General features: G+C 51.1%; 22 protein-coding genes. 12 read left to right on the top strand and 10 right to left on the bottom strand.

The annotated features are described in order from the left end of the window. Nucleotides 1-61: 61 nt before the first annotated feature. From BEB54_RS03125 to xthA, 8 genes are all read right to left on the bottom strand, one after another. Complete coding sequence (locus tag BEB54_RS03125; RefSeq protein WP_032184378.1) at nucleotides 62-715, bottom strand: ATP-binding cassette domain-containing protein; 654 nt, start codon at nucleotides 713-715, stop codon at nucleotides 62-64. After that, nucleotides 715-2250, bottom strand: coding sequence for an ABC transporter permease subunit (locus tag BEB54_RS03120; protein WP_105276950.1), 1536 nt, complete (start codon nucleotides 2248-2250; stop codon nucleotides 715-717). The genes BEB54_RS03125 and BEB54_RS03120 overlap by 1 nt, the downstream gene beginning before the upstream one ends. After that, nucleotides 2223-3389, bottom strand: coding sequence for an ABC transporter substrate-binding protein (locus BEB54_RS03115; protein WP_105276951.1), 1167 nt, complete (start codon nucleotides 3387-3389; stop codon nucleotides 2223-2225). Before BEB54_RS03115 ends, BEB54_RS03120 begins: the two co-directional genes overlap by 28 nt. Before the next feature lie 9 nt (nucleotides 3390-3398). Beyond that, nucleotides 3399-3947, bottom strand: a complete 549-nt coding sequence (locus tag BEB54_RS03110) for a carboxymuconolactone decarboxylase family protein (RefSeq protein WP_105276952.1) — start codon at nucleotides 3945-3947, stop codon at nucleotides 3399-3401. Beyond that, on the bottom strand, nucleotides 3947-4654 hold the full coding sequence (locus BEB54_RS03105) for a TVP38/TMEM64 family protein (protein ID WP_000977148.1): 708 nt from the start codon (nucleotides 4652-4654) through the stop codon (nucleotides 3947-3949). Before BEB54_RS03105 ends, BEB54_RS03110 begins: the two co-directional genes overlap by 1 nt. Before the next feature lie 14 nt (nucleotides 4655-4668). Next, the gene (gene ydjY / locus BEB54_RS03100) at nucleotides 4669-5346 is read right to left on the bottom strand and encodes a lipoprotein YdjY (RefSeq protein WP_105276953.1); all 678 of its coding nucleotides are present in this window, start codon (nucleotides 5344-5346) and stop codon (nucleotides 4669-4671) included. Between the two features lie 4 nt (nucleotides 5347-5350). Further along, nucleotides 5351-6061, bottom strand: a complete 711-nt coding sequence (locus BEB54_RS03095; RefSeq protein WP_105276954.1) for a TVP38/TMEM64 family protein — start codon at nucleotides 6059-6061, stop codon at nucleotides 5351-5353. Nucleotides 6062-6227: 166 nt separating this feature from the next. After that, nucleotides 6228-7034, bottom strand: coding sequence for an exodeoxyribonuclease III (gene xthA / locus BEB54_RS03090; protein ID WP_000673911.1), 807 nt, complete (start codon nucleotides 7032-7034; stop codon nucleotides 6228-6230). A gap of 445 nt (nucleotides 7035-7479) precedes the next feature. On the opposite strand from xthA, the gene astC reads away from it, so the two are divergent. From astC to ves, 7 genes are all read left to right on the top strand, one after another. Next, nucleotides 7480-8700, top strand: coding sequence for a succinylornithine/acetylornithine transaminase (astC, locus tag BEB54_RS03080; protein WP_105276955.1), 1221 nt, complete (start codon nucleotides 7480-7482; stop codon nucleotides 8698-8700). Then, entirely contained in the window at nucleotides 8697-9731 is a 1035-nt protein-coding gene (gene astA / locus BEB54_RS03075) for an arginine N-succinyltransferase (RefSeq protein ID WP_000989455.1), read from the top strand. The genes astC and astA overlap by 4 nt, the downstream gene beginning before the upstream one ends. Next, nucleotides 9728-11206 (top strand): succinylglutamate-semialdehyde dehydrogenase, encoded by a 1479-nt coding sequence (gene astD, locus BEB54_RS03070; RefSeq protein WP_105276956.1) that lies wholly within the window; start codon nucleotides 9728-9730, stop codon nucleotides 11204-11206. The genes astA and astD overlap by 4 nt, the downstream gene beginning before the upstream one ends. Further along, a complete protein-coding gene (astB, locus tag BEB54_RS03065) occupies nucleotides 11203-12546 on the top strand; it encodes an N-succinylarginine dihydrolase (protein WP_105276957.1) in 1344 nt (447 codons plus the stop codon). The genes astD and astB overlap by 4 nt, the downstream gene beginning before the upstream one ends. Beyond that, complete coding sequence (astE, locus tag BEB54_RS03060; protein WP_105276958.1) at nucleotides 12539-13507, top strand: succinylglutamate desuccinylase; 969 nt, start codon at nucleotides 12539-12541, stop codon at nucleotides 13505-13507. The genes astB and astE overlap by 8 nt, the downstream gene beginning before the upstream one ends. 329 nt (nucleotides 13508-13836) lie before the next feature. Beyond that, nucleotides 13837-14322 carry an ATP-independent periplasmic protein-refolding chaperone Spy gene (gene spy / locus BEB54_RS03055; RefSeq protein ID WP_001228981.1) on the top strand — a complete coding sequence of 162 codons (486 nt, stop codon included), beginning with the start codon at nucleotides 13837-13839 and terminating at the stop codon, nucleotides 14320-14322. A gap of 201 nt (nucleotides 14323-14523) precedes the next feature. Continuing rightward, entirely contained in the window at nucleotides 14524-15099 is a 576-nt protein-coding gene (gene ves / locus BEB54_RS03050; RefSeq protein ID WP_105276959.1) for an environmental stress-induced protein Ves, read from the top strand. Here the strand turns inward: ves and cho are convergent. Together cho and nadE are read right to left on the bottom strand one after the other, a co-directional pair. After that, a complete protein-coding gene (gene cho, locus BEB54_RS03045) occupies nucleotides 15059-15946 on the bottom strand; it encodes an excinuclease Cho (RefSeq protein WP_105276960.1) in 888 nt (295 codons plus the stop codon). The two genes, ves and cho, sit on opposite strands and share 41 nt — an antisense overlap. 229 nt (nucleotides 15947-16175) lie before the next feature. Beyond that, complete coding sequence (gene nadE / locus BEB54_RS03040) at nucleotides 16176-17003, bottom strand: ammonia-dependent NAD(+) synthetase (RefSeq protein ID WP_105276961.1); 828 nt, start codon at nucleotides 17001-17003, stop codon at nucleotides 16176-16178. Between the two features lie 201 nt (nucleotides 17004-17204). Here nadE and osmE point away from each other — a divergent pair, with 201 nt between their 5' ends. The 5 genes from osmE to chbR all read left to right on the top strand — a co-directional run bounded on the left by osmE (nucleotide 17205) and on the right by chbR (nucleotide 20856). Further along, the gene (gene osmE, locus BEB54_RS03035) at nucleotides 17205-17543 is read left to right on the top strand and encodes an osmotically-inducible lipoprotein OsmE (protein WP_001039044.1); all 339 of its coding nucleotides are present in this window, start codon (nucleotides 17205-17207) and stop codon (nucleotides 17541-17543) included. 298 nt (nucleotides 17544-17841) lie between these two features. After that, nucleotides 17842-18162, top strand: coding sequence for a PTS N,N'-diacetylchitobiose transporter subunit IIB (chbB, locus tag BEB54_RS03025; protein WP_000412169.1), 321 nt, complete (start codon nucleotides 17842-17844; stop codon nucleotides 18160-18162). An 84-nt stretch (nucleotides 18163-18246) separates the two neighbouring features. After that, nucleotides 18247-19605 carry a PTS N,N'-diacetylchitobiose transporter subunit IIC gene (chbC, locus tag BEB54_RS03020; protein ID WP_000073041.1) on the top strand — a complete coding sequence of 453 codons (1359 nt, stop codon included), beginning with the start codon at nucleotides 18247-18249 and terminating at the stop codon, nucleotides 19603-19605. Between the two features lie 50 nt (nucleotides 19606-19655). Next, nucleotides 19656-20006, top strand: a complete 351-nt coding sequence (gene chbA / locus BEB54_RS03015) for a PTS N,N'-diacetylchitobiose transporter subunit IIA (RefSeq protein WP_000968919.1) — start codon at nucleotides 19656-19658, stop codon at nucleotides 20004-20006. Nucleotides 20007-20013: 7 nt separating this feature from the next. Beyond that, the gene (chbR, locus tag BEB54_RS03010; protein WP_000983653.1) at nucleotides 20014-20856 is read left to right on the top strand and encodes a transcriptional regulator ChbR; all 843 of its coding nucleotides are present in this window, start codon (nucleotides 20014-20016) and stop codon (nucleotides 20854-20856) included. Nucleotides 20857-20871 lie beyond the last annotated feature (15 nt).

Raw genomic sequence — 20871 nt, 5'->3', positions numbered from 1 at the left:
ATCCCGACATTGTAGTTTTGAGTGCGCCATTCTGAACTGACGCATTGGGAAAAACTTTGCGTTATCGCAGTTTGTTGTAATTTTCTGACCACTGCGCCATATCCAGAACAGAACTATCAGCAGGAACATCCTGGAGATCGTGCGTTACCTGAACGACGGGGATCGCCAGTTCGCGAACTTCGCTGAACACCCACTGGCGAAAATTATCGCGCAGAGCCACATCAAGACGGCTGAACGGCTCATCCAGGAGTAACGCTTTTGGCTGGGCGAGAAGGGCGCGTAGCAGAGCAACGCGCGCTCGCTGACCGCCAGACAAAGTGGCAGGATCCTGATGGAAAGCTCCGTCAAGGCCTGAACGCTCAAGTGCATCATTCACGGCATTACGTCGGGCATTCCCCTTAAGTGTCTCCGGTAGCGCCAGCAGTAAATTTTGCCCGACGCTGAACTGGTCAAATAACAGTGCATCCTGGAAAAGAATGCCAATCTGACGCTGTGCGGTGGGTAGCATGTCAATCCGTTGCTCATTGAGCCATAGCTCACCTGCACAAGAAAACTGTCCGGCCAGCGCACCAATCATCCATGAAAACAGTGTAGATTTTCCACAGCCAGACGGCCCCATTAACGTGACAATGTCACCTTTATCCACCGTAAAGTTAACGTTTGTCAGCAAGCGGCTTTCTGGTAAACGTAGCGAAACATTTTTCACGCAGAGCATTAGCGGAGTCCTTGTCTGACATAACCTACCCATTTTGCGACTAACGCGGTCAGGGCAAAAATAATAAGCGGCAACAGTAGTTGCCATAAAGCCTGGGCGGCGAGAATGCCGTTGCTGCCGCCGCTGCTTAATGCCACCGCTTCAGTGGTGAGTGTCGGAAAACGCCCCGCGCCCAGCCACAGCGTCGGCATATACTGCGCAATACTGACTGAAAATCCCACCGCGAAGGTAATCAGCGCAGGGCGCAACATGAGTGGGCATTTCACGTAAAAGAAGATTTTGGCCCGCGACCAGCCCAGTGTTTGCGCAATCAAAATTAACCGTGAATCAATGCGCTGCCAGGCGGGTTGCAGGATAAACAGCATCCACGGCATTACCCACAGCAGATGCCCCCAGACCACCGCTGTCCAGTTCCCATCTATGTTCAGCCATAGCGCCAGCATGTACTGGCCCGCCACCAGCGGCAGAGCGGGTAATAAAATGGGCAACCAGAGCCACAACTGGCGACGCTTTGCCCCCCATTCCAGCCACAGCAGTAACAGGACCAAAGCGATAAACGTCGCCACCAGCCCCATTGTCAGGCTGTTGATGAGCGCTTCACTATTGATCGTCGACTGATCCGCGAGGATCGCCAGCAGAACCACACACAGCACACCGGTTAAGGGTAAAAAAATCGCCAGCGTAATCCCTGGCAATAAAGGCGTGGCAGGCTTACGAACGCCATCGTCCTGGGGGATCGTGCGTCGCCAGGCGCGCCATAACAGATAACCCAGCAAAACGTAGGCGGCGAGTAACAGCATCAGCAGCAGGCTGGCAAGCGCGCCTTTTGTCTGTTGGTCAATGCCACCCTGGGTTAGCCACTGCCAGCTAATTACCGCCAGCGTCGGTGGATTACCCGGCCCGAGAATAATTGCCACATCCACGACCGACAACGACCATGCCACAATAGCCAGCATCGCCATTGCCAGTGCAGGCGCGACGGAGGGCAACAACAACCAGTTCAGACATTGCCAGCGGCTGTAGCCCAGCGAATCCAGTACAATAACCTGCTGCAACAGCCGTTTCTCGCTCAATACTGCCGCTAAGATCCACAGCAGAAATGCGCTTTCTTTCACCGCCAGGGTAAGGCCCAGCCCAATACCCAATTTATCCATCGGCGGAGTGAGAAAAGGAAAAAACTGATAAACCAGGCCACCTTCAGCAAACAGCAACAGGGCGCTGGTGGCAAAAGCCACATGGGGAATGGCGAGCAGCCACGGCAGACGGGCGCACATACGCTGCCATTTCGGCCCAGGCCACAGCGCCATAACTACCAGCAGGGCAATCGTCAATGCGCCGAGCGCCGCGATGGTTGTTGACACCAGCGTCGCCAGTAATGCCTGCGGTAGCTGCGGATCGGCAAATAACGCCTGCCAGTGTGCCAACGACAAAGCAGGCGATATCAGCGTGAACGCCGCCGGGATCAGCGGTGCATAAATCACCGCCACCATCGCCCACAGCAACAAGATTAATGCGTACCGTAACGGTGTAGCCATTCTTGTTCCAGCGCATTTACCCAACCTGCGTGCGGTTCAGCCAGTACCGGCGGCAGATCCTGCGGCATTCTTGATTGCAATATTTCGCGCTGCCCGTCAGGCAGTTTTTGTGGATCGAGAACCGATGGATCGCCCCATACAGCAGGATCTGCCTTACGCAGCTGTGCATCAGGTGAGAGCAGGAAATTGGCAACCACCTTCGCCGCAGCACTGGCATTCGCGTTGGCAGGAACGGTGACGAAATGCACGTTGCCAATCATCCCCTCGCGAAAGCCAAAACTGTAACTGCTTGCTGGCAAATCGCCACTGGCGATTTTTTGCTGGGCATGTGCAGGATTAAAGGTCAGCGACAGGCGCAATGTGCCAGTTTTCAGCAGAGCATCCATCCGCGCGGGCGAAGGTGGGAAATCCTTTCCTTCGCGCCATAGATATGGATGCAGCGCATCAAGATATTGCCACAAGGGCGCAGTGATACGGGCGAAAGTCGCATCGTTCGGCGCTTCTTTTAATGCTGCGGGATCTGGCGTCAGCATAATCAGTAACTGTTCAAGAAATGCGGTGCCAGTAAAGTCTGGCGGGCGCGGATAGGTAACCGTGCCAGGATTGGCTTTAGCGAATTCCAGTAAGGCTTGCGGTGTTTGTGGTGGCTGTGGCGTAACATCGCGGCGGGCGATAAACGTCAGTTGAGCGCCGCCCCACGGCGATTCTGCGCCTTCGACAGGTACAGAAAAATCTTCCCGTACCGGCAGTTGTGTATCGACATAACGCCAGTTTGGCAGAGTCTCAGCCCAGCCGGTTTGCAGTAAATTGGCCTCTTTTAAGGTGCGGAAGTTTTCGCCATTCACCCAGAGCAGATCCACCGAACCGCCTGTCTCGCGCCCGGCTGCGGCTTCGGTCTGAATGCGCTTCACCGCGTCTGCGGCATCCGCCAGGCGGACAATCTTCAGGTTTATATCATAATGGGTTTTCATCTCGCCGCTAACCCAGTCGAGATAGCGGTTAATTGCGGTATCGCCGCCCCAGGCGTTAAACCAGACGGTTTGCCCTTTGGCCTCATTTTTAACTTCCTGCCAGTCACTGGCATGTGTTGCCAGAGAAAACAGCGATAACAATCCCAGCAACCACCCACAATGGCGCATCATCTCTCCTTAAGAACGTTTTTCAGGAATACGGCACAGCCCCTGAGCGGGAATGTCCATGGCAGAATTAAAACGGGCTGACAGGTTTTGCAGGCCGATCAATGCCGTCAGTTCGGTGAGCGCCTGAGCGTCAAAATGCGTAGCCAGTCGGGTACGCAGGGCATCATCGACCGTTGGCGGCGTTACGCTGGCGGCTTCGGCGTACTCCAGCGCCAGCCGTTCTTCATCGCTAAAGAGCGGGCTTTGCCGCCAGTCAGCCACTGCCAGCAGTTTATCGGTGCTGCCGGTGCGCTCGGCGACTTTCATACTGGTGATATCCACGCAAAACTCACACAGGCACATTTGCGCAATGCGTGCGCTGACAAGCGATCGCACTACCGGATCGAGCGGTGAGCGTTTACGCTCCAGCCAACCGACAAACATCGACACCAGATAAAAGATAAACGGGATCCGTCCCCACCAGCGAATTGGACTTAGCACCTCGCCGTAATGGCGACGATGCAGCCACGCCTGCGGACGTAAACTTAAAGGAATTTTGCTAAGCGGTGGTAAACCCATCAGGCATTCCTCTTCTGGCGTTCAAGCCATATTTTTTTCGCCATAAAAATCACCACGGTCAGGGCAAACAGAATAAACAGTCCGGTGACAAACCAGAAGGTACCCCCCGTTAACATGCTGCCCGCCCAGGAATAAACAATAGTCGCCGGTAACTGACCAAGCCCGGTGGCGATAAAAAATGAACGAAAACGTATTGACGTCAAACCGGCAGCATAGCTGATTGGATCGAAAGGGACAAAAGGCAATAACCGGCATACCAGGATAGTGTGTTTGCCGTAGCGAGTGAAAAAGCCGTCCATACTGTCAAGCACGGTTTTACCGGTTAATTTTTCCACCACTTCGCGGCCCATCACTCTGGCAATAAAAAAGCATAGCGCCGCGCCCGCCATAGAACTGGTCCACGACAGCAAGCCACCCCAGAACGCACCGAACAGCGAGGCATTGGCAAAGGTGATCAAAAATGCAGGCAGCGGTGCAGCAATGGCCTGTAAAATCATCAACATGAACGAGACAACTGCTGCCAGTGCGCCGTAAGACTGAATAAAGCGTTCTATACCCTGTTGGTCCACGGCGGCAAACGCCGCAACGCTGCGATTGATAAACTGATGGACGCCGGGAAGCAGTGCCCATGCCAGCAGCATAGCGAACAACAGGATGATGAGGGTTATACGGTAGTACCAGATTTTACGCGATTGCATCTTCATCATCCTTTATCGTGGCTTTATTCGGTGATTTTAAAGGTAACCGTAGCCAGCGTGTTATCTGCCGGGAGAACCGAGGCATTGCCTTTGAATTGCACTTCACCACGTTTTTCCACCGCACCATAAGTGTATGTTGCATTGCTGACGATGCCGACCGGGCAGCTATCCAGACATACCAGGCAGCCCGTTTTCTTCTCTTCTGCGGCGGCTAAATTACCGCCAAAACGCATGTCCAGTTTATTACCGTTACTGTCGACAATCACCTCATCGAATGAATACGCTTTTGCTGCCCCTTGCCAGTTGACCGAAATATCCAGTTTGCTGCCCGCTACATGAGTCGTTTCTTTATTATCCATCGTCATGTTTTCGCCCGGGATACCACCGGCTTGTTTCAGTGCTTCATAAAATGCTTTCGGGGTCGCATAACCCATAAACAGCGATTTATGTCCGTTGGAGCCATCTTTAAACACTATGCCGTGTCGAGTGTCGTCTGTCAGGAAACGGCCATTAATTTGTACCAGCATGGTGACCGTATGGTTATTGGTATCGACACGCAGTGGTTGGCTGTCTGAAAGCCCGTCGTATTCCACTTTTTCTGCCGCATTCTCTTTTTGATCGCAGCCACTAAGCCCTGCAACGGCCAGTAAACACAGTGCAGCCAGTCCTTTTTTCCATGACGCTGAAAAATGTTGCAACATCGTTCTATCCTTCATTTTTGGGGTGAGTAAGTGGGCTGCGGCGCGAAGCAGACAGATCCACGTGTTTGTGTCGGGCGTAGAGTTTGGCAAGCTGGACGAGAATAAACAGTGCCAGGCCCGCCAGACAGAGTTGAAAAATAAAGCGCAGCGTAATGCCTTCACTGGCGAGATCGCTGGCCATCACGGTATAAATAACGATACCGGGCAGGGTAGTGAGTGCCGAAATAAAGGTATAAGGCCAGAAGGCGATAGTGGTTAATCCGTAGGCGTAATTTTGAATATTGTAAGGAAACAGCGGGATTAAGCGGGTAAGAATTAAAAAATCGATACCGTTATGTGCAATGCCTTTTTCAATGGCCTGGAAGGTATGGCTGTGACCAACGTATTTCAGCAATAAATCGCGCCCCAAAAAGCGTGCCAACAGGAATGAACTCGAGGAGGCCAGCGTAGCGGCAATTAATGAGAGTAGTGTCCCTAAGATCGGGCCAAAAACTATGCCTCCAGTGATCACCAGTATGCTTCCTGGTAACAGAAAGAGGGTGGCAATGATGAATAACACAATATAAAGGCAATAACCGAACAATCCGCTCTGGCGAATGAGAGTTTGTAAGTGGGGTAAATCGGTGAGCAGATCGAATAAACCGCAAGCGTGGATAGCGTAAATGACCAGCGCAAAAATAAAACAGGCAAAAAGAAATTTACGCTCAGCGTTCATTGTGGAGTTTCCTATATCAAACTTGATAATAGAGAAGTGGTCAGACAACTAAAAACGCTGTGACGGTATAACAAAGGACGACAAGCAACAAATCATTACTGACAGTTTGTTGATTTTTCTCAAGGTTAATTCTCCTGACTCCGTTTGAGCCAGGAGAGCAGCTAAATTAGCGGCGGAAGGTCGCCCACACAGGCGCGTGATCGGACGGTTTTTCCATGCTGCGGATTTCATAGTCGATGCCGGTTTCTACGCAACAGTCTGCCAGCGGTTGGCTGGCGAGCAGCAGGTCGATACGCAGACCACGGTTATCGTCAAAACCTTTTGAGCGGTAATCAAACCATGAGAAACGATCTGCTGTTTCCGGATTCGCATGGCGGAAGGTATCCACCAGCCCCCAACTTATCAGCCTGTCCATCCATTCACGTTCTTCAGGCAGGAAAGAACATTTACCAGTACGCAGCCAGCGTTTGCGGTTCTCTTCGCCAATGCCGATATCCAGGTCGGTGGGGCTGATATTCATATCGCCCATAATCAGCACCGGATTTTCGCGCTTAAGTTCGGTTTCGAGATAGTTTTGCAGATTCTGATAAAACTGCGCCTTCGCCGGGAATTTTATCGGATGGTCGCGGCTTTCACCCTGCGGGAAGTAACCGTTGATCACGGTGACATTGCCCAGCGGCGAGGGGATTTCCGCCATAATAATTCGCCGCTGCGCCTCTTCGCCGTCGTCAGGGAAGCCGCGACGCACAGCAATCGGCGTCTCTTTGGTCAACAATGCCACGCCGTAATGGCCTTTCTGCCCGTGATAAAACACGTTGTAGCCGAGCTTTGCCACCTCTTCGAGCGGAAACATATCGTCATGAACTTTTGTCTCCTGCAGGCCAATCACATCCGGTTGGTGCTTTTCGACGATGGCTTCAAGCTGGTGAGGTCTGGCGCGCAGGCCGTTGATATTAAAAGAGACAAATTTCATAGTCGCTGCCATTTATTCAGATAAAGAGTGCGTGGATGGTAGCAGAATTTCGCTTTGCTTACCGCCTGTTGTTAAGTGATTTGATCGATGGTTGTTAATGATGTCAACGATGGCGCAAAAATTGCCCGCTTTTGGTGCGCGCTGCGTCAGAATGGCGCAGTAATTTCCAGTAAATTTCGTCAATGATCACAATTCCAGAATTATATTTTACTTCTGCATAACATTGCGTTTTTTATTCTTTTTATTCACCTACATAGCAAACGTATTCACTTTATATGCACTTTAAATGCATAGTGTACAGTTATAACTCCTTGATTATCAGTTAATCGCCCCCTTTTATGCAATTTTATCACTGGCTGGCACGAACCCTGCAATCTACATTTACAGCGCAAACATTACTTATTATTAACATATAAATAACGAATTATTTACTGTAGAGGTCGCTATGTCTCAGCCAATTACGCGTGAAAACTTTGATGAATGGATGATACCTGTTTACGCTCCGGCACCATTTATTCCGGTACGTGGCGAAGGTTCGCGCTTGTGGGAGCAGCAGGGGAAAGAATATATCGACTTCGCGGGTGGCATTGCGGTGAACGCGCTGGGCCATGCGCATCCGGAACTGCGTGAGGCGCTGAACGAACAGGCGAGTAAGTTCTGGCATACCGGCAACGGTTACACCAACGAGCCGGTACTGCGACTGGCGAAAAAATTGATCGACGCCACGTTTGCCGATCGCGTCTTCTTTTGTAACTCCGGTGCGGAAGCCAACGAAGCGGCGCTAAAACTGGCGCGTAAATTCGCTCACGACCGCTACGGCAGCCATAAGAGCGGTATCGTGGCGTTTAAAAATGCGTTTCATGGTCGCACGCTGTTTACCGTCAGCGCGGGCGGACAGCCAGCCTATTCACAGGATTTTGCGCCACTGCCACCGGATATTCGTCATGCTGCATATAACGATATTAACTCTGCCAGCGCGCTGATTGACGACTCTACCTGTGCGGTGATTGTCGAACCCATCCAGGGGGAAGGCGGTGTGGTGCCAGCCAGCAACGCATTTTTACAAGGTCTGCGTGAATTGTGTGACCGCCACAATGCGCTGTTGATTTTTGATGAAGTACAAACCGGCGTCGGGCGCACCGGGGAACTGTATGCCTATATGCACTACGGCGTGACGCCTGATCTGTTAACTACCGCCAAAGCGCTGGGCGGCGGTTTCCCCGTTGGCGCTCTGTTGGCAACCGAAGGGTGCGCCAGCGTGATGACTGTTGGCACTCATGGCACCACCTATGGCGGCAATCCGCTGGCCTCGGCGGTGGCAGGCAAAGTGCTGGATCTCATCAACACGCCAGAGATGCTTAATGGCGTTAAACAGCGTCATGACTGGTTTGTTGAGCGTCTTAATACCATTAATCACCGCTATGGTTTGTTCAGTGAAGTTCGCGGCTTAGGTCTTTTAATTGGCTGTGTACTGAATGTTGATTACGCCGGGCAAGCGAAACAAATTTCTCAGGAAGCGGCGAAAGCAGGCGTGATGGTACTGATTGCGGGTGGCAACGTGGTGCGTTTTGCACCAGCGCTCAATGTCAGCGAAGAAGAGGTGACGACCGGACTGGATCGTTTTGCTGCGGCCTGTGAACGCTTTGTGAGCGGAGGTTCATCATGATGGTGATCCGACCCGTTGAACGCACTGATGTCTCAGCGTTAATGCAGCTTGCCAGCAAAACGGGCGGCGGCCTGACGTCGCTTCCCGCCAATGAAGCCACGCTTTCGGCGCGTATCGAAAGGGCAATCAAAACCTGGCAGGGCGAACTGCCCAAAAGCGAGCAGGGTTATGTATTTGTACTGGAAGATAGTGAGACAGGCACTGTGGCGGGAATTTGCGCCATTGAAGTGGCGGTTGGTCTGAACGATCCCTGGTATAACTACCGCGTCGGCACGCTGGTTCACGCCTCAAAAGAGCTAAATGTCTATAACGCGTTACCGACGCTGTTTCTCAGTAATGATCACACCGGCAGCAGCGAGTTGTGCACGCTATTTCTCGACCCGGAGTGGCGTAAAGAGGGCAACGGCTATTTGCTGTCGAAATCGCGCTTTATGTTTATGGCGGCTTTTCGCGACAAGTTTAATGACAAAGTGGTCGCCGAAATGCGCGGGGTGATTGACGAACACGGCTATTCACCGTTCTGGCAAAGCCTCGGTAAACGCTTCTTTTCGATGGATTTTAGCCGCGCCGATTTTCTCTGCGGCACCGGGCAAAAGGCGTTTATTGCAGAACTGATGCCGAAACATCCGATCTATACCCACTTTTTATCCCAGGAAGCGCAGGACGTCATCGGTCAGGTACATCCGCAGACCGCGCCTGCCCGCGCGGTGCTGGAGAAAGAAGGTTTTCGCTACCGTAACTATATCGACATTTTTGACGGCGGGCCGACGCTTGAGTGTGACATCGACCGCGTGCGAGCCATTCGCAAAAGTCGGCTGGTGGAAGTGGCAGAAGGGCAGCCTGCGCAGGGCGAATTCCCGGCCTGCCTGGTCGCCAATGAAAATTATCACCATTTCCGCGTGGTGCTGGTGCGTACCGATCCAGCGACCGAGCGTTTGATTTTAACCGCCGCACAACTGGATGCCCTCAAATGCCACGCAGGGGATCGCGTTCGTCTGGTGCGCCTGTGCGCAGAGGAGAAAACAGCATGACTTTATGGATCAACGGTGACTGGGTGACCGGCCAGGGTGCATTGCGTGTGAAGCGTAATCCGGTATCGGGCGAGGTGTTGTGGCAGGGCAATGATGCCGATGCCGCTCAGGTCGGGCAGGCTTGTCGGGCAGCCCGTGCGGCGTTTCCGCGCTGGGCGCGACTCTCCTTTGGCGATCGTCAGGTAAGAGTTGAACGCTTTGCCGGATTGCTGGAAAGCAATAAAGCCGAATTAACCGCGATTATTGCCAGAGAAACCGGTAAGCCGCGATGGGAAGCGGCAACCGAAGTGACGGCGATGATCAATAAAATCGCGATATCAATTAAGGCGTATCACGTTCGTACCGGCGAGCAGCGTAGTGAAATGCCGGACGGCGCGGCGAGCCTGCGACATCGCCCGCACGGCGTGCTGGCGGTGTTTGGGCCGTATAATTTCCCTGGTCATTTGCCGAACGGACATATCGTTCCGGCATTGCTGGCAGGTAACACCATTATCTTTAAACCCAGCGAACTGACACCGTGGAGTGGCGAAGCGGTAATGCGTTTATGGCAGCAGGCTGGCTTGCCGCCGGGCGTGCTGAACCTGGTGCAGGGCGGGCGTGAAACGGGTCAGGCGCTGAGTGCGCTGGAGGATCTCGACGGCTTGCTGTTTACCGGTAGCGCCAATACTGGCTACCAGTTGCATCGTCAGCTTTCCGGTCAGCCGGAGAAAATTCTCGCCCTCGAAATGGGCGGCAATAACCCGCTAATAATCGATGACGTGGCGGATATCGACGCGGCTGTCCATCTGACCATTCAGTCGGCATTTGTCACTGCCGGGCAACGGTGTACCTGCGCCCGCCGTTTATTGCTTAAAAGCGGGGCGCAGGGCGATGCATTTCTTGCCCGTCTGGTTGCCGTCAGCCAGCGATTAACGCCGGGCAACTGGGACGATGAACCCCAACCGTTTATTGGCGGGTTGATATCAGAGCAGGGTGCACAGCAGGTGGTTACTGCCTGGCAGCAACTGGAAGCGATGGGCGGGCGAACCCTGCTTGCGCCGCGCTTATTACAAGCAGGAACATCGTTGCTGACGCCGGGGATCATTGAAATGACGGGCGTTGCTGGCGTACCAGATGAAGAGGTGTTCGGACCGTTATTGCGCGTCTGGCGGTATGATACTTTCGATGAAGCGATTCGAATGGCGAATAACACTCGCTTCGGCCTCTCATGCGGTCTGGTTTCCCCCGCGCGGGAAAAATTCGATCAACTTTTGCTGGAGGCGCGAGCAGGGATTGTTAACTGGAACAAACCGCTTACCGGTGCTGCCAGTACCGCACCATTCGGCGGTATTGGCGCTTCCGGTAACCATCGCCCCAGTGCCTGGTATGCCGCCGATTACTGCGCCTGGCCGATGGCAAGCCTGGAGTCAGACTCGTTAACGTTGCCCACGACGCTTAACCCCGGTCTGGATTTTTCCGAGGAGGTGAAGCGATGAACGCCTGGGAAGTCAATTTCGACGGACTGGTGGGGCTGACGCATCATTACGCGGGCCTGTCGTTTGGTAATGAAGCTTCTACCCGTCATCGTTTTCAGGTGTCTAACCCGCGACTGGCGGCGAAACAGGGCTTACTGAAAATGAAAGCCCTTGCCGATGCGGGATTCCCGCAGGCGGTGATCCCACCGCACGAGCGCCCGTTTATTCCGGTTTTGCGTCAACTGGGATTTAGCGGCAGCGATGAGCAGGTACTGGAAAAGGTTGCCCGCCAGGCACCGCACTGGCTTTCCAGCGTCAGTTCCGCATCTCCAATGTGGGTAGCCAATGCGGCAACGGTCGCGCCATCCGCCGATACGCTGGATGGCAAAGTGCATCTCACCGTTGCCAACCTTAACAATAAATTTCACCGCTCGCTGGAAGCGTCTGTGACCGAATCGCTGTTAAAAGCGATTTTTAACGACGAAGAGAAATTTAGTGTCCATTCGGCGTTGCCGCAGGTGGCCTTGCTCGGTGACGAGGGGGCGGCAAACCACAATCGTCTCGGCGGCCATTATGGTGAGCCGGGTATTCAACTTTTTGTCTACGGGCGAGAAGAGGGCAATGTTTCCCGACCTTCCCATTATCCGGCGCGGCAGACACGCGAAGCCAGCGAAGCGGTGGCAAGGCTGAATCAGGTGAATCCCCAACAGGTGATTTTCGCCCAGCAAAATCCGGACGTTATCGACCAGGGTGTTTTTCATAATGATGTCATTGCCGTGAGCAACCGCCAGGTGCTGTTTTGCCATCAGCAGGCGTTCGCTCGCCAGGCGCAATTACTGGCAAATCTGCGTTCGCGGGTCAATGGTTTTATGGCGATAGAAGTTCCGGCGGCACAGGTTTCCGTGTCAGATGCGGTGTCTACGTATCTGTTTAACAGCCAACTGCTGAGCCGCGATGATGGTTCCATGATGTTGGTGCTGCCTCAGGAGTGTCGGGAACACGCCGGAGTATGGGGTTATCTCAATGAACTCCTTGCCGCTGACAACCCGATTAGCGAACTAAAAGTCTTTGATTTACGTGAAAGCATGGCAAACGGCGGCGGTCCGGCGTGCCTGCGGTTGCGCGTGGTATTGACAGAAGAAGAACGCCGGGCAGTGAATCCGGCGGTGATGATGAACGATACGCTGTTTAATGCGCTCAATGACTGGGTGGATCGTTACTACCGCGATCGCCTTACTGCTGCCGATCTGGCTGATCCGCTGCTGCTGCGCGAAGGGCGGGAAGCACTGGATGTATTGAGCCAATTACTGAATCTCGGTTCGGTTTATCCGTTCCAGCGTGAGGGAGGGGGCAATGGATAATTTTCTTGCTCTAACCTTAACGGGTAAAAAACCGGTTATCACCGAGCGAGAAATCAACGGTGTTCGCTGGCGCTGGCTGGGCGATGGCGTGCTGGAACTGACACCATTAACGCCACCGCAAGGCGCGCTGGTAATTTCAGCGGGGATCCACGGCAATGAGACGGCACCTGTGGAGATGCTGGACGCGTTGCTTGGCGCGATATCTCACGGCGAGATCCCGTTACGTTGGCGGCTGCTGGTGATCCTCGGGAATCCTCCTGCGCTGAAGCAAGGGAAACGTTATTGCCATAGCGATATGAACCGAATGTTTGGCGGACGTTGGCAGCTATTTGCTGAAAGCGGGGAAACCTGTCGCGCGCGCGAACTGGAACAGTGCCTGGAAGATTTTTATGACCAGGGCAAAGAATCTGTGCGCTGGCACCTTGATCTACATACCGCAATTCGTGGCTCCTTGCATCCGCAGTTCGGTGTATTACCGCAACGCGACATTCCCTGGGACGAGAAATTTCTGACGTGGCTGGGGACGGCGGGGCTGGAGGCACTGGTGTTCCATCAGGCGCCTGGTGGTACGTTTACCCATTTCAGCGCCAGACATTTTGGCGCGCTGGCCTGTACGCTGGAACTTGGCAAAGCGTTACCTTTTGGGCAAAACGATCTTCGCCAGTTTGCAGTCACTGCCAGCGCAATTGCTGCACTGCTATCTGGTGAGAGTGTCGGTATCGTGAGAACGCCGCCACTACGTTATCGGGTGGTTTCGCAAATTACTCGCCACTCGCCGTCCTTCGAAATGCATATGGCAAGTGACACGCTGAATTTTATGCCGTTTAAGAAAGGAACGTTGCTGGCGCAGGACGGTGAGGAACGTTTTACCGTAACCCATGATGTAGAGTATGTGTTATTCCCTAATCCGTTGGTAGCGTTGGGATTACGCGCGGGATTAATGCTCGAAAAAATAAGCTAATACTTACCCGCAGAAATCATTCTGCGGGTATTAAGTTACTTTCTTATAAATTAATACAGATTAATCCTGGTTATTTGCTTTATTTATCACCAGTCATCCGGTATAGTTCTTCATAATCTCTGCAAAATCATCGTGTTGTAATATTCTCTCATTACTCTCCATCAAATTTTCTTTTTTTCTCCATAATTGGCGCAAAAGTGTTTTTTACACTTTCATTGTTTTACCGTTGCTCTGATTAATTGACGCTAAAGTCAGTAAAGTTAATCTCGTCAACACGGCACGCTACTTAAGAAAGCCGTAATAAATAACTGAAAGGAAGGATATAGAATATGCGTAAATTAACTGCACTGTTTGTTGCCTCTACCCTGGCTCTTGGCGCGGCTAACCTGGCCCATGCCGCAGACACCACTACCGCAGCACCGGCTGACGCGAAGCCGATGATGCACCACAAAGGCAAGTTCGGTCCGCATCAGGACATGATGTTCAAAGACCTGAACCTGACCGACGCGCAGAAACAGCAGATTCGCGAAATCATGAAAGGCCAGCGTGACCAGATGAAACGTCCGCCGCTGGAAGAACGCCGCGCAATGCATGACATCATTGCCAGCGATACCTTCGATAAAGCAAAAGCTGAAGCGCAGATCGCAAAAATGGAAGAACAGCGCAAAGCCAATATGTTGGCGCACATGGAAACCCAGAACAAGATTTACAACATCCTGACGCCGGAACAGAAAAAGCAATTTAATGCTAATTTTGAGAAGCGTCTGACAGAACGTCCAGCGGCAAAAGGTAAAATGCCTGCAACTGCTGAATAATCTTTCAGCCAAAAACTTAAGACCGCCGGTCTTGTCCACTACCTTGCAGTAATGCGGTGGACAGGGTCGGCGGTTTTCTTTTTTGTTCTCAAACAGATGCAAAAAAAAACTGATCGCCACTAACGTAAATCACCCGAGTTGCCGATAACCATCCACGGTTACCTGAACGATAACAATGAAAAGAACGGGCCGGGAGCGAGTATGGAATACTTTGATATACGTAAAATGTCGGTGAATCTGTGGCGAAACGCTGCCGGTGAAACCCGCGAAATCTGTACTTTCCCACCGGCAAAACGTGATTTTTACTGGCGAGCCAGCATTGCATCCATCGCGGCGAATGGGGAGTTTTCTTTGTTTCCAGGTATGGAAAGGATAGTGACGTTGCTGGAAGGCGGCGAGATGTTCCTTGAAAGTGCAGACCGCTTTAAACATACCTTAAAACCGTTACAGCCTTTTGCCTTTGCGGCGGACCAGGTGGTTAAAGCGAAACTGACGGCAGGGCAGATGTCGATGGATTTCAACATCATGACACGTCTGGATATCTGTAAGGCGAAAGTCAGAATTGCCGAACGTACGTTTACTACCTTTGGCTCACGCGGCGGGGTAGTGTTTGTCATTAACGGGGCGTGGCAACTGGGTGACAAACTTCTCACTACTGACCAGGGAGCGTGCTGGTATGATGGCAAACACACCCTGCGGCTTTTACAACCGCAAGGTAAACTGTTGTTCAGTGAAATCAACTGGCTCGCTGGTCATTCGCCGGATCAAGTTCAGTAATTTCATAGTTACCGGAAAGCAGCGGCTTACAAAGAATTTTATAACCGTCGTGATCAAACCCGGCGGGTGTCCGAATTAACATTGTCGCTTCTTCCAGCGAATTAACCGCCCCCAGCCACAGCCAGTTTTGAATAATATGATATTGAGTCATTTCCGGGTGCTGTTCTTTCAGTGCCACCGCACCTTGCCAAGGCCAACACACCACCCGCAAACGCTCCAGAGCCTGGCGCAAGCGTAGCGCATGATCGTCAGGGCTCTCTTTACCGCAACACGCCCCGGCGCAACGTTTTAATGCAGAACGAAAACATGCACGCCCGCGGCTTAACGGTTCCAGTCCCAACAGGCCATAACAAAGTTTTTGTTCATCAGCGATGGTCTGCAATGCTTGCAAAGCTGCGCGCCTATTGGCAAACAGGCCAAACAGGTTGGGGGCTCGTGAAAAATCCACCTCTTTGGCATACACCACATCGACGCGCTTTTCATTTAATTGCAGGGCGCAGAGCTGGCGATTGCGGCGCAATCGTTTATTAAATAGCGGCTGCTGCTCTTTGATTAATCGCGCTTCAAGGAGCAGTGCGCCGATTTCACCGGCGGTACATATCCAGCTGATGCGTCGGGATTGTCGCAGCATGGCGGCTTCATCCGGGGTGCGTAAATGAGAAAGCACCCGACTGCGGATATTAACGCTTTTGCCGATATAGAGCGGCATGGTGTCACTTTCGCCATGAAACAGATACACCCCTGGTCGGGTGGGTAAGTCATTAAGGAATGATCGTAAATGTTCGGGATATTCATAAATTGCCGCAGCTTCAAATTCGAGCCGCGGAGAAGTTAAACGCCGTACCACTGTTGACTCCGAATGCTGGTTATCTATCCAGTGTAACAGGCGGGGAGCGATTAAAAAAGAGGCGGGTTGATGACAAAGGTTACACCGTCTGACGTGCTACGCCTGTCAGGCCTATGCGACTCATGCAATATATTGAATTTGCATAGTTTTGTGGGGCGAATAAGGCGTTCACGCCGCATCCGGCGTGAACAAAGCACTCTTTTTCGCACAAACCAATATGTGCAAATTATTACTTTTTCCAGAAATCATCGAAAACGGTAATTGGCGGACGGCGTTTATGTTCGGTTTTCAGATACCAGTTCTGTATTGTTCTGGCGACCTGTTCAGGTAGGTTTTTCCCTTCCAGATAGTCGTCGATATTGTCATAGGTCACGCCGAGTGCCACTTCATCTGGCAGAGAAGGGCGATCATCTTCCAGATCGGCCGTTGGGGCTTTCTTATAAAGATGTTCCGGACAACCTAATGCCGCCAGTAACTGTTTACCCTGACGTTTGTTGAGGCGATACAGCGGATTAATGTCCGTACCGCCGTCACCATATTTAGTGAAGAATCCGGTAATGGCTTCTGCTGCATGATCGGTGCCCACCACGACACCGCTGGTCATACCCGCAATGCTATATTGTGCTTTCATCCGCTCACGCGCTTTTTCATTGCCACGGACAAAATCACTTAATTCAATACCCGCTTCGCGAAGCGCCTGTTCGCTGGCCAATACCGCGCCCTTGATATTGACGGTTAATACGCGATCCGGTTGAATAAAGGCAATGGCATCCTGGCAATCTTGTTCGTCGGCCTGAACACCATAGGGCAGGCGTACGGCAATAAATTGCAGCGATTCGTTGCCGGTTTCCTGGCGCAGCTCATTAATCGCCATCTGGCACAGCTTACCGGCAAGCGTGGAGTCCTGACCGCCGCTGATCCCGAGCACCAGTGATTTAATGAACGGATAAGTTTGCAGGTAGCTTTTCAGAAAATCGACACTACGACGAATTTCCTCTTCAGCATTAATCTGCGGTTTTGCGCCCAGCGCCTTTATTATTTGTTGTTGCAATGTCATTGAACCCCTCCAGACAGAAAAGACAAAACTTCCTTAAAGCTAACCCGTTGCTACTGAAACGACAAGCGACAGCGGGCTGAATGGTGGTTAAAACGTCATACAGGAATCCTCTGAAAGCGGAGCCGTTTCGTTCACGGGCTTGAAAAAGCGCCCAATGTATTCCAGGCTTATCTAACACGCTGATAAACAAGAGGACGGAATATGAACAAGAATATGGCAGGAATTCTGAGTGCAGCGGCGGTATTAACCATGCTGGCGGGTTGTACGGCTTATGATCGTACCAAAGACCAGTTTGTACAGCCTGTGGTGAAAGACGTCAAAAAAGGCATGAGCCGGGCGCAGGTTGCACAAATTGCGGGTAAACCTTCGTCTGAAGTGAGCATGATTCATGCTCGTGGTACTTGCCAGACCTACATCCTGGGTCAACGTGATGGTAAAGCAGAAACCTACTTTGTCGCGTTAGATGATACCGGACATGTCATCAACTCCGGTTATCAGACCTGTGCTGAATACGACACTGATCCACAGGCTGCGAAGTAATCACTTCGTCTGAAAGCTTGAGTAACAACGGAAACCGGCCATTGCGCCGGTTTTTTTTGGCCTGTGTTCTTAATTATCTTCGCGAATTATTTGCCCGAAATGTGAAGAGGGTCATAACCACAGGTCAAGGAGAGACAATTTATAAGGTCAAAGAAATACTATTGCTCAGGTCTATACCGTATACTCCTTTCAGCCACAAAAAAAGTCATGTTGGTTTCGCAAGTTATCCAGAGCATGGAAGCAGGTTAAGGCTTGCGGAGTGTCTGGCTGACAGATAATCGTCGATGAGGGCAGTTTTATGGAAAAGAAACACATTTATCTGTTTTGTTCTGCGGGCATGTCTACCTCTTTACTGGTATCAAAAATGCGCGCACAGGCAGAAAAATATGAAGTTCCGGTCATTATTGAAGCATTTCCGGAAACACTGGCTGGTGAAAAAGGTCAGAATGCCGATGTCGTGTTATTAGGGCCGCAGATTGCTTATATGTTGCCCGAAATCCAGCGTTTGTTACCCAACAAACCGGTTGAAGTAATTGACTCGCTTCTTTATGGCAAAGTCGATGGTTTAGGCGTGCTTAAGGCTGCGGTTGCAGCGATTAAAAAAGCCGCAGCAAATTAATTTATTTTAAATTTTCCCGTCAAAGAGTTATTTCATAAATCAATACCGCAATATTTAAATTGCGGTTTTTAAGGGTATTTTTCTATGAGTAATGTTATTGCATCGCTTGAAAAGGTACTCCTCCCTTTTGCAGTTAAAATAGGAAAGCAACCACACGTTAATGCAATCAAAAATGGTTTTATTCGCTTAATGCCGTTAACCCTTGCGGGAGCCATGTTTGTATTAATTAACAACGTTTTTCTAAGCTTTGGGGAGGGGTCGTTTTTTTATTCCTTAGGTATTCGCCTGGATGCCTCAACCATTGAAACACTTAATGGTCTGAAAGGTATCGGCGGCAACGTATATAACGGAACATTAGGGATAATGTCTTTAATGGCACCGTTCTTTATTGGCATGGCGCTGGCAGAAGAGCGTAAAGTCGATGCGCTGGCGGCTGGGTTGTTATCCGTTGCAGCATTTATGACCGTCACCCCATATAGTGTCGGTGAGGCCTATGCGGTTGGCGCAAACTGGTTAGGTGGGGCGAATATCATCTCCGGGATTATTATTGGCCTGGTGGTGGCAGAAATGTTTACCTTTATTGTCCGCCGCAATTGGGTCATTAAATTGCCCGACAGCGTACCTGCTTCAGTATCGCGTTCCTTCTCGGCATTAATTCCCGGCTTTATTATTCTTTCCGTGATGGGGATTATTGCCTGGGCGTTGAATACCTGGGGCACCAACTTCCATCAGATCATTATGGATACCATCTCAACCCCACTGGCATCGTTGGGTAGCGTGGTGGGCTGGGCCTATGTGATCTTTGTTCCACTGCTCTGGTTCTTCGGTATTCATGGTGCGCTGGCGCTGACCGCACTGGACAACGGCATTATGACGCCTTGGGCGCTGGAAAATATCGCGACCTATCAGCAATATGGTTCCGTCGAAGCGGCGCTGGCAGCCGGTAAGACCTTCCATATCTGGGCCAAGCCGATGCTGGACTCCTTTATTTTCCTCGGTGGCAGTGGTGCGACTTTGGGTCTGATCCTGGCTATCTTTATCGCTTCTCGCCGTGCTGATTATCGTCAGGTGGCAAAACTGGCGCTGCCGTCCGGCATCTTCCAGATTAACGAACCGATTCTGTTTGGTTTGCCAATTATCATGAACCCGGTGATGTTTATCCCGTTTGTACTGGTACAACCGATTCTGGCGGCAATCACTCTGGCAGCGTACTACATGGGCATTATTCCTCCGGTGACCAATATTGCACCGTGGACCATGCCAACCGGTTTGGGAGCCTTCTTTAACACCAACGGTAGCGTCGCTGCATTGCTGGTCGCACTCTTCAACCTTGGTATCGCAACGTTAATTTATCTGCCCTTTGTTGTGGTGGCTAACAAAGCACAAAACGCGATTGATAAAGAAGAGAGCGAAGAAGATATTGCTAATGCCCTGAAATTTTAATCGATACCGGTACGGGTAACGCTGTACCGGGAATAAATGAGGAACGATATATGATGGATCTTGACAATATTCCTGATACGCAAACAGAAGCTGAAGAGCTGGAAGAAGTGGTGATGGGACTTATCATCAACTCCGGACAAGCGCGCAGCCTGGCGTATGCCGCACTGAAACAGGCGAAGCAGGGCGATTTTGCCGCAGCAAAAGCCATGATGGATCAGTCACGGATGGCATTGAATGAAGCGCATCTGGTACAGACGAAACTGATTGAAGGCGATGCGGGCGAAGGTAAGATGAAAGTGAGTCTGGTGCTGGTCCACGCTCAGGATCATTTAATGACGTCCATGCTTGCGCGTGAACTGATTACTGAATTAATTGAGCTTCATGAAAAACTGAAGGCATAAGGAGTCGATGATGCAGCCAGTGATTAACGCGCCGGAAATTGCCACTGCCCGAGAACAGCAGTTGTTTAATGGCAAAAACTTCCATGTGTTTATCTACAACAAAACTGAGAGTATCAGCGGACTGCATCAGCACGACTATTATGAATTTACTCTGGTATTAACCGGGCGTTATTTCCAGGAGATTAACGGTAAGCGCGTGTTACTGGAACGGGGCGATTTTGTTTTTATTCCGTTAGGTTCGCACCATCAAAGTTTTTATGAGTTTGGTGCCACGCGCATATTGAACGTTGGGATCAGTAAACGCTTTTTTGAGCAGCATTACCTGCCGTTGTTGCCTTATTGCTTTGTCGCTTCGCAGGTATACCGGACCAATAACGCTTTTCTCACCTATGTGGAAACCGTGATTTCTTCATTGAATTTCCGCGAAACAGGGCTGGAAGAGTTTGTTGAGATGGTTACTTTTTATGTCATTAACCGTTTGCGTCATTACCGCGAAGAACAGGTGATTGATGATGTACCGCAGTGGCTGAAAAGTACGGTAGAAAAGATGCATGATAAAGAGCAGTTTAGTGAATCGGCGCTGGAGAATATGGTGACGTTGTCAGCCAAATCACAGGAATATTTGACGCGAGCGACTCAACGATATTATGGCAAAACACCAATGCAGATTATTAATGAGATCCGTATTAATTTTGCCAAAAAACAACTGGAAATGACCAACTATTCTGTGACGGATATTGCGTTTGAGGCCGGTTATAGTAGCCCGAGCTTGTTTATTAAAACGTTTAAGAAATTAACGTCCTTTACGCCTAAGAGCTATCGTAAGAAATTGACTGAATTTAATCAGTAAGTCGTTATACCTGAC

Origin of the sequence: Escherichia sp. MOD1-EC6021 (genome assembly GCF_002965245.1) — a bacterium.
GTDB classification, from domain to species: Bacteria; Pseudomonadota; Gammaproteobacteria; order Enterobacterales; family Enterobacteriaceae; genus Escherichia; species Escherichia coli_F.
The sequence above is the reverse complement of the archived record's forward strand: the minus strand, read 5'-3'. Positions and strand labels throughout refer to the sequence as shown.

Bases quoted from the DNA above. Each gene is read 5' to 3' on its own strand.
- BEB54_RS03125 (WP_032184378.1), bottom strand. From the start codon at position 715: ATGCTCTGCGTGAAAAATGTTTCGCTACGTTTACCAGAAAGCCGCTTG.
- BEB54_RS03120 (WP_105276950.1), bottom strand. From the start codon at position 2,250: ATGGCTACACCGTTACGGTACGCATTAATCTTGTTGCTGTGGGCGATG.
- BEB54_RS03115 (WP_105276951.1), bottom strand. From the start codon at position 3,389: ATGCGCCATTGTGGGTGGTTGCTGGGATTGTTATCGCTGTTTTCTCTG.
- BEB54_RS03110 (WP_105276952.1), bottom strand. From the start codon at position 3,947: ATGGGTTTACCACCGCTTAGCAAAATTCCTTTAAGTTTACGTCCGCAG.
- BEB54_RS03105 (WP_000977148.1), bottom strand. From the start codon at position 4,654: ATGATGAAGATGCAATCGCGTAAAATCTGGTACTACCGTATAACCCTC.
- ydjY (WP_105276953.1), bottom strand. From the start codon at position 5,346: ATGTTGCAACATTTTTCAGCGTCATGGAAAAAAGGACTGGCTGCACTG.
- BEB54_RS03095 (WP_105276954.1), bottom strand. From the start codon at position 6,061: ATGAACGCTGAGCGTAAATTTCTTTTTGCCTGTTTTATTTTTGCGCTG.
- xthA (WP_000673911.1), bottom strand. From the start codon at position 7,034: ATGAAATTTGTCTCTTTTAATATCAACGGCCTGCGCGCCAGACCTCAC.
- astC (WP_105276955.1), top strand. From the start codon at position 7,480: ATGTCTCAGCCAATTACGCGTGAAAACTTTGATGAATGGATGATACCT.
- astA (WP_000989455.1), top strand. From the start codon at position 8,697: ATGATGGTGATCCGACCCGTTGAACGCACTGATGTCTCAGCGTTAATG.
- astD (WP_105276956.1), top strand. From the start codon at position 9,728: ATGACTTTATGGATCAACGGTGACTGGGTGACCGGCCAGGGTGCATTG.
- astB (WP_105276957.1), top strand. From the start codon at position 11,203: ATGAACGCCTGGGAAGTCAATTTCGACGGACTGGTGGGGCTGACGCAT.
- astE (WP_105276958.1), top strand. From the start codon at position 12,539: ATGGATAATTTTCTTGCTCTAACCTTAACGGGTAAAAAACCGGTTATC.
- spy (WP_001228981.1), top strand. From the start codon at position 13,837: ATGCGTAAATTAACTGCACTGTTTGTTGCCTCTACCCTGGCTCTTGGC.
- ves (WP_105276959.1), top strand. From the start codon at position 14,524: ATGGAATACTTTGATATACGTAAAATGTCGGTGAATCTGTGGCGAAAC.
- nadE (WP_105276961.1), bottom strand. From the start codon at position 17,003: ATGACATTGCAACAACAAATAATAAAGGCGCTGGGCGCAAAACCGCAG.
- osmE (WP_001039044.1), top strand. From the start codon at position 17,205: ATGAACAAGAATATGGCAGGAATTCTGAGTGCAGCGGCGGTATTAACC.
- chbB (WP_000412169.1), top strand. From the start codon at position 17,842: ATGGAAAAGAAACACATTTATCTGTTTTGTTCTGCGGGCATGTCTACC.
- chbC (WP_000073041.1), top strand. From the start codon at position 18,247: ATGAGTAATGTTATTGCATCGCTTGAAAAGGTACTCCTCCCTTTTGCA.
- chbA (WP_000968919.1), top strand. From the start codon at position 19,656: ATGATGGATCTTGACAATATTCCTGATACGCAAACAGAAGCTGAAGAG.
- chbR (WP_000983653.1), top strand. From the start codon at position 20,014: ATGATGCAGCCAGTGATTAACGCGCCGGAAATTGCCACTGCCCGAGAA.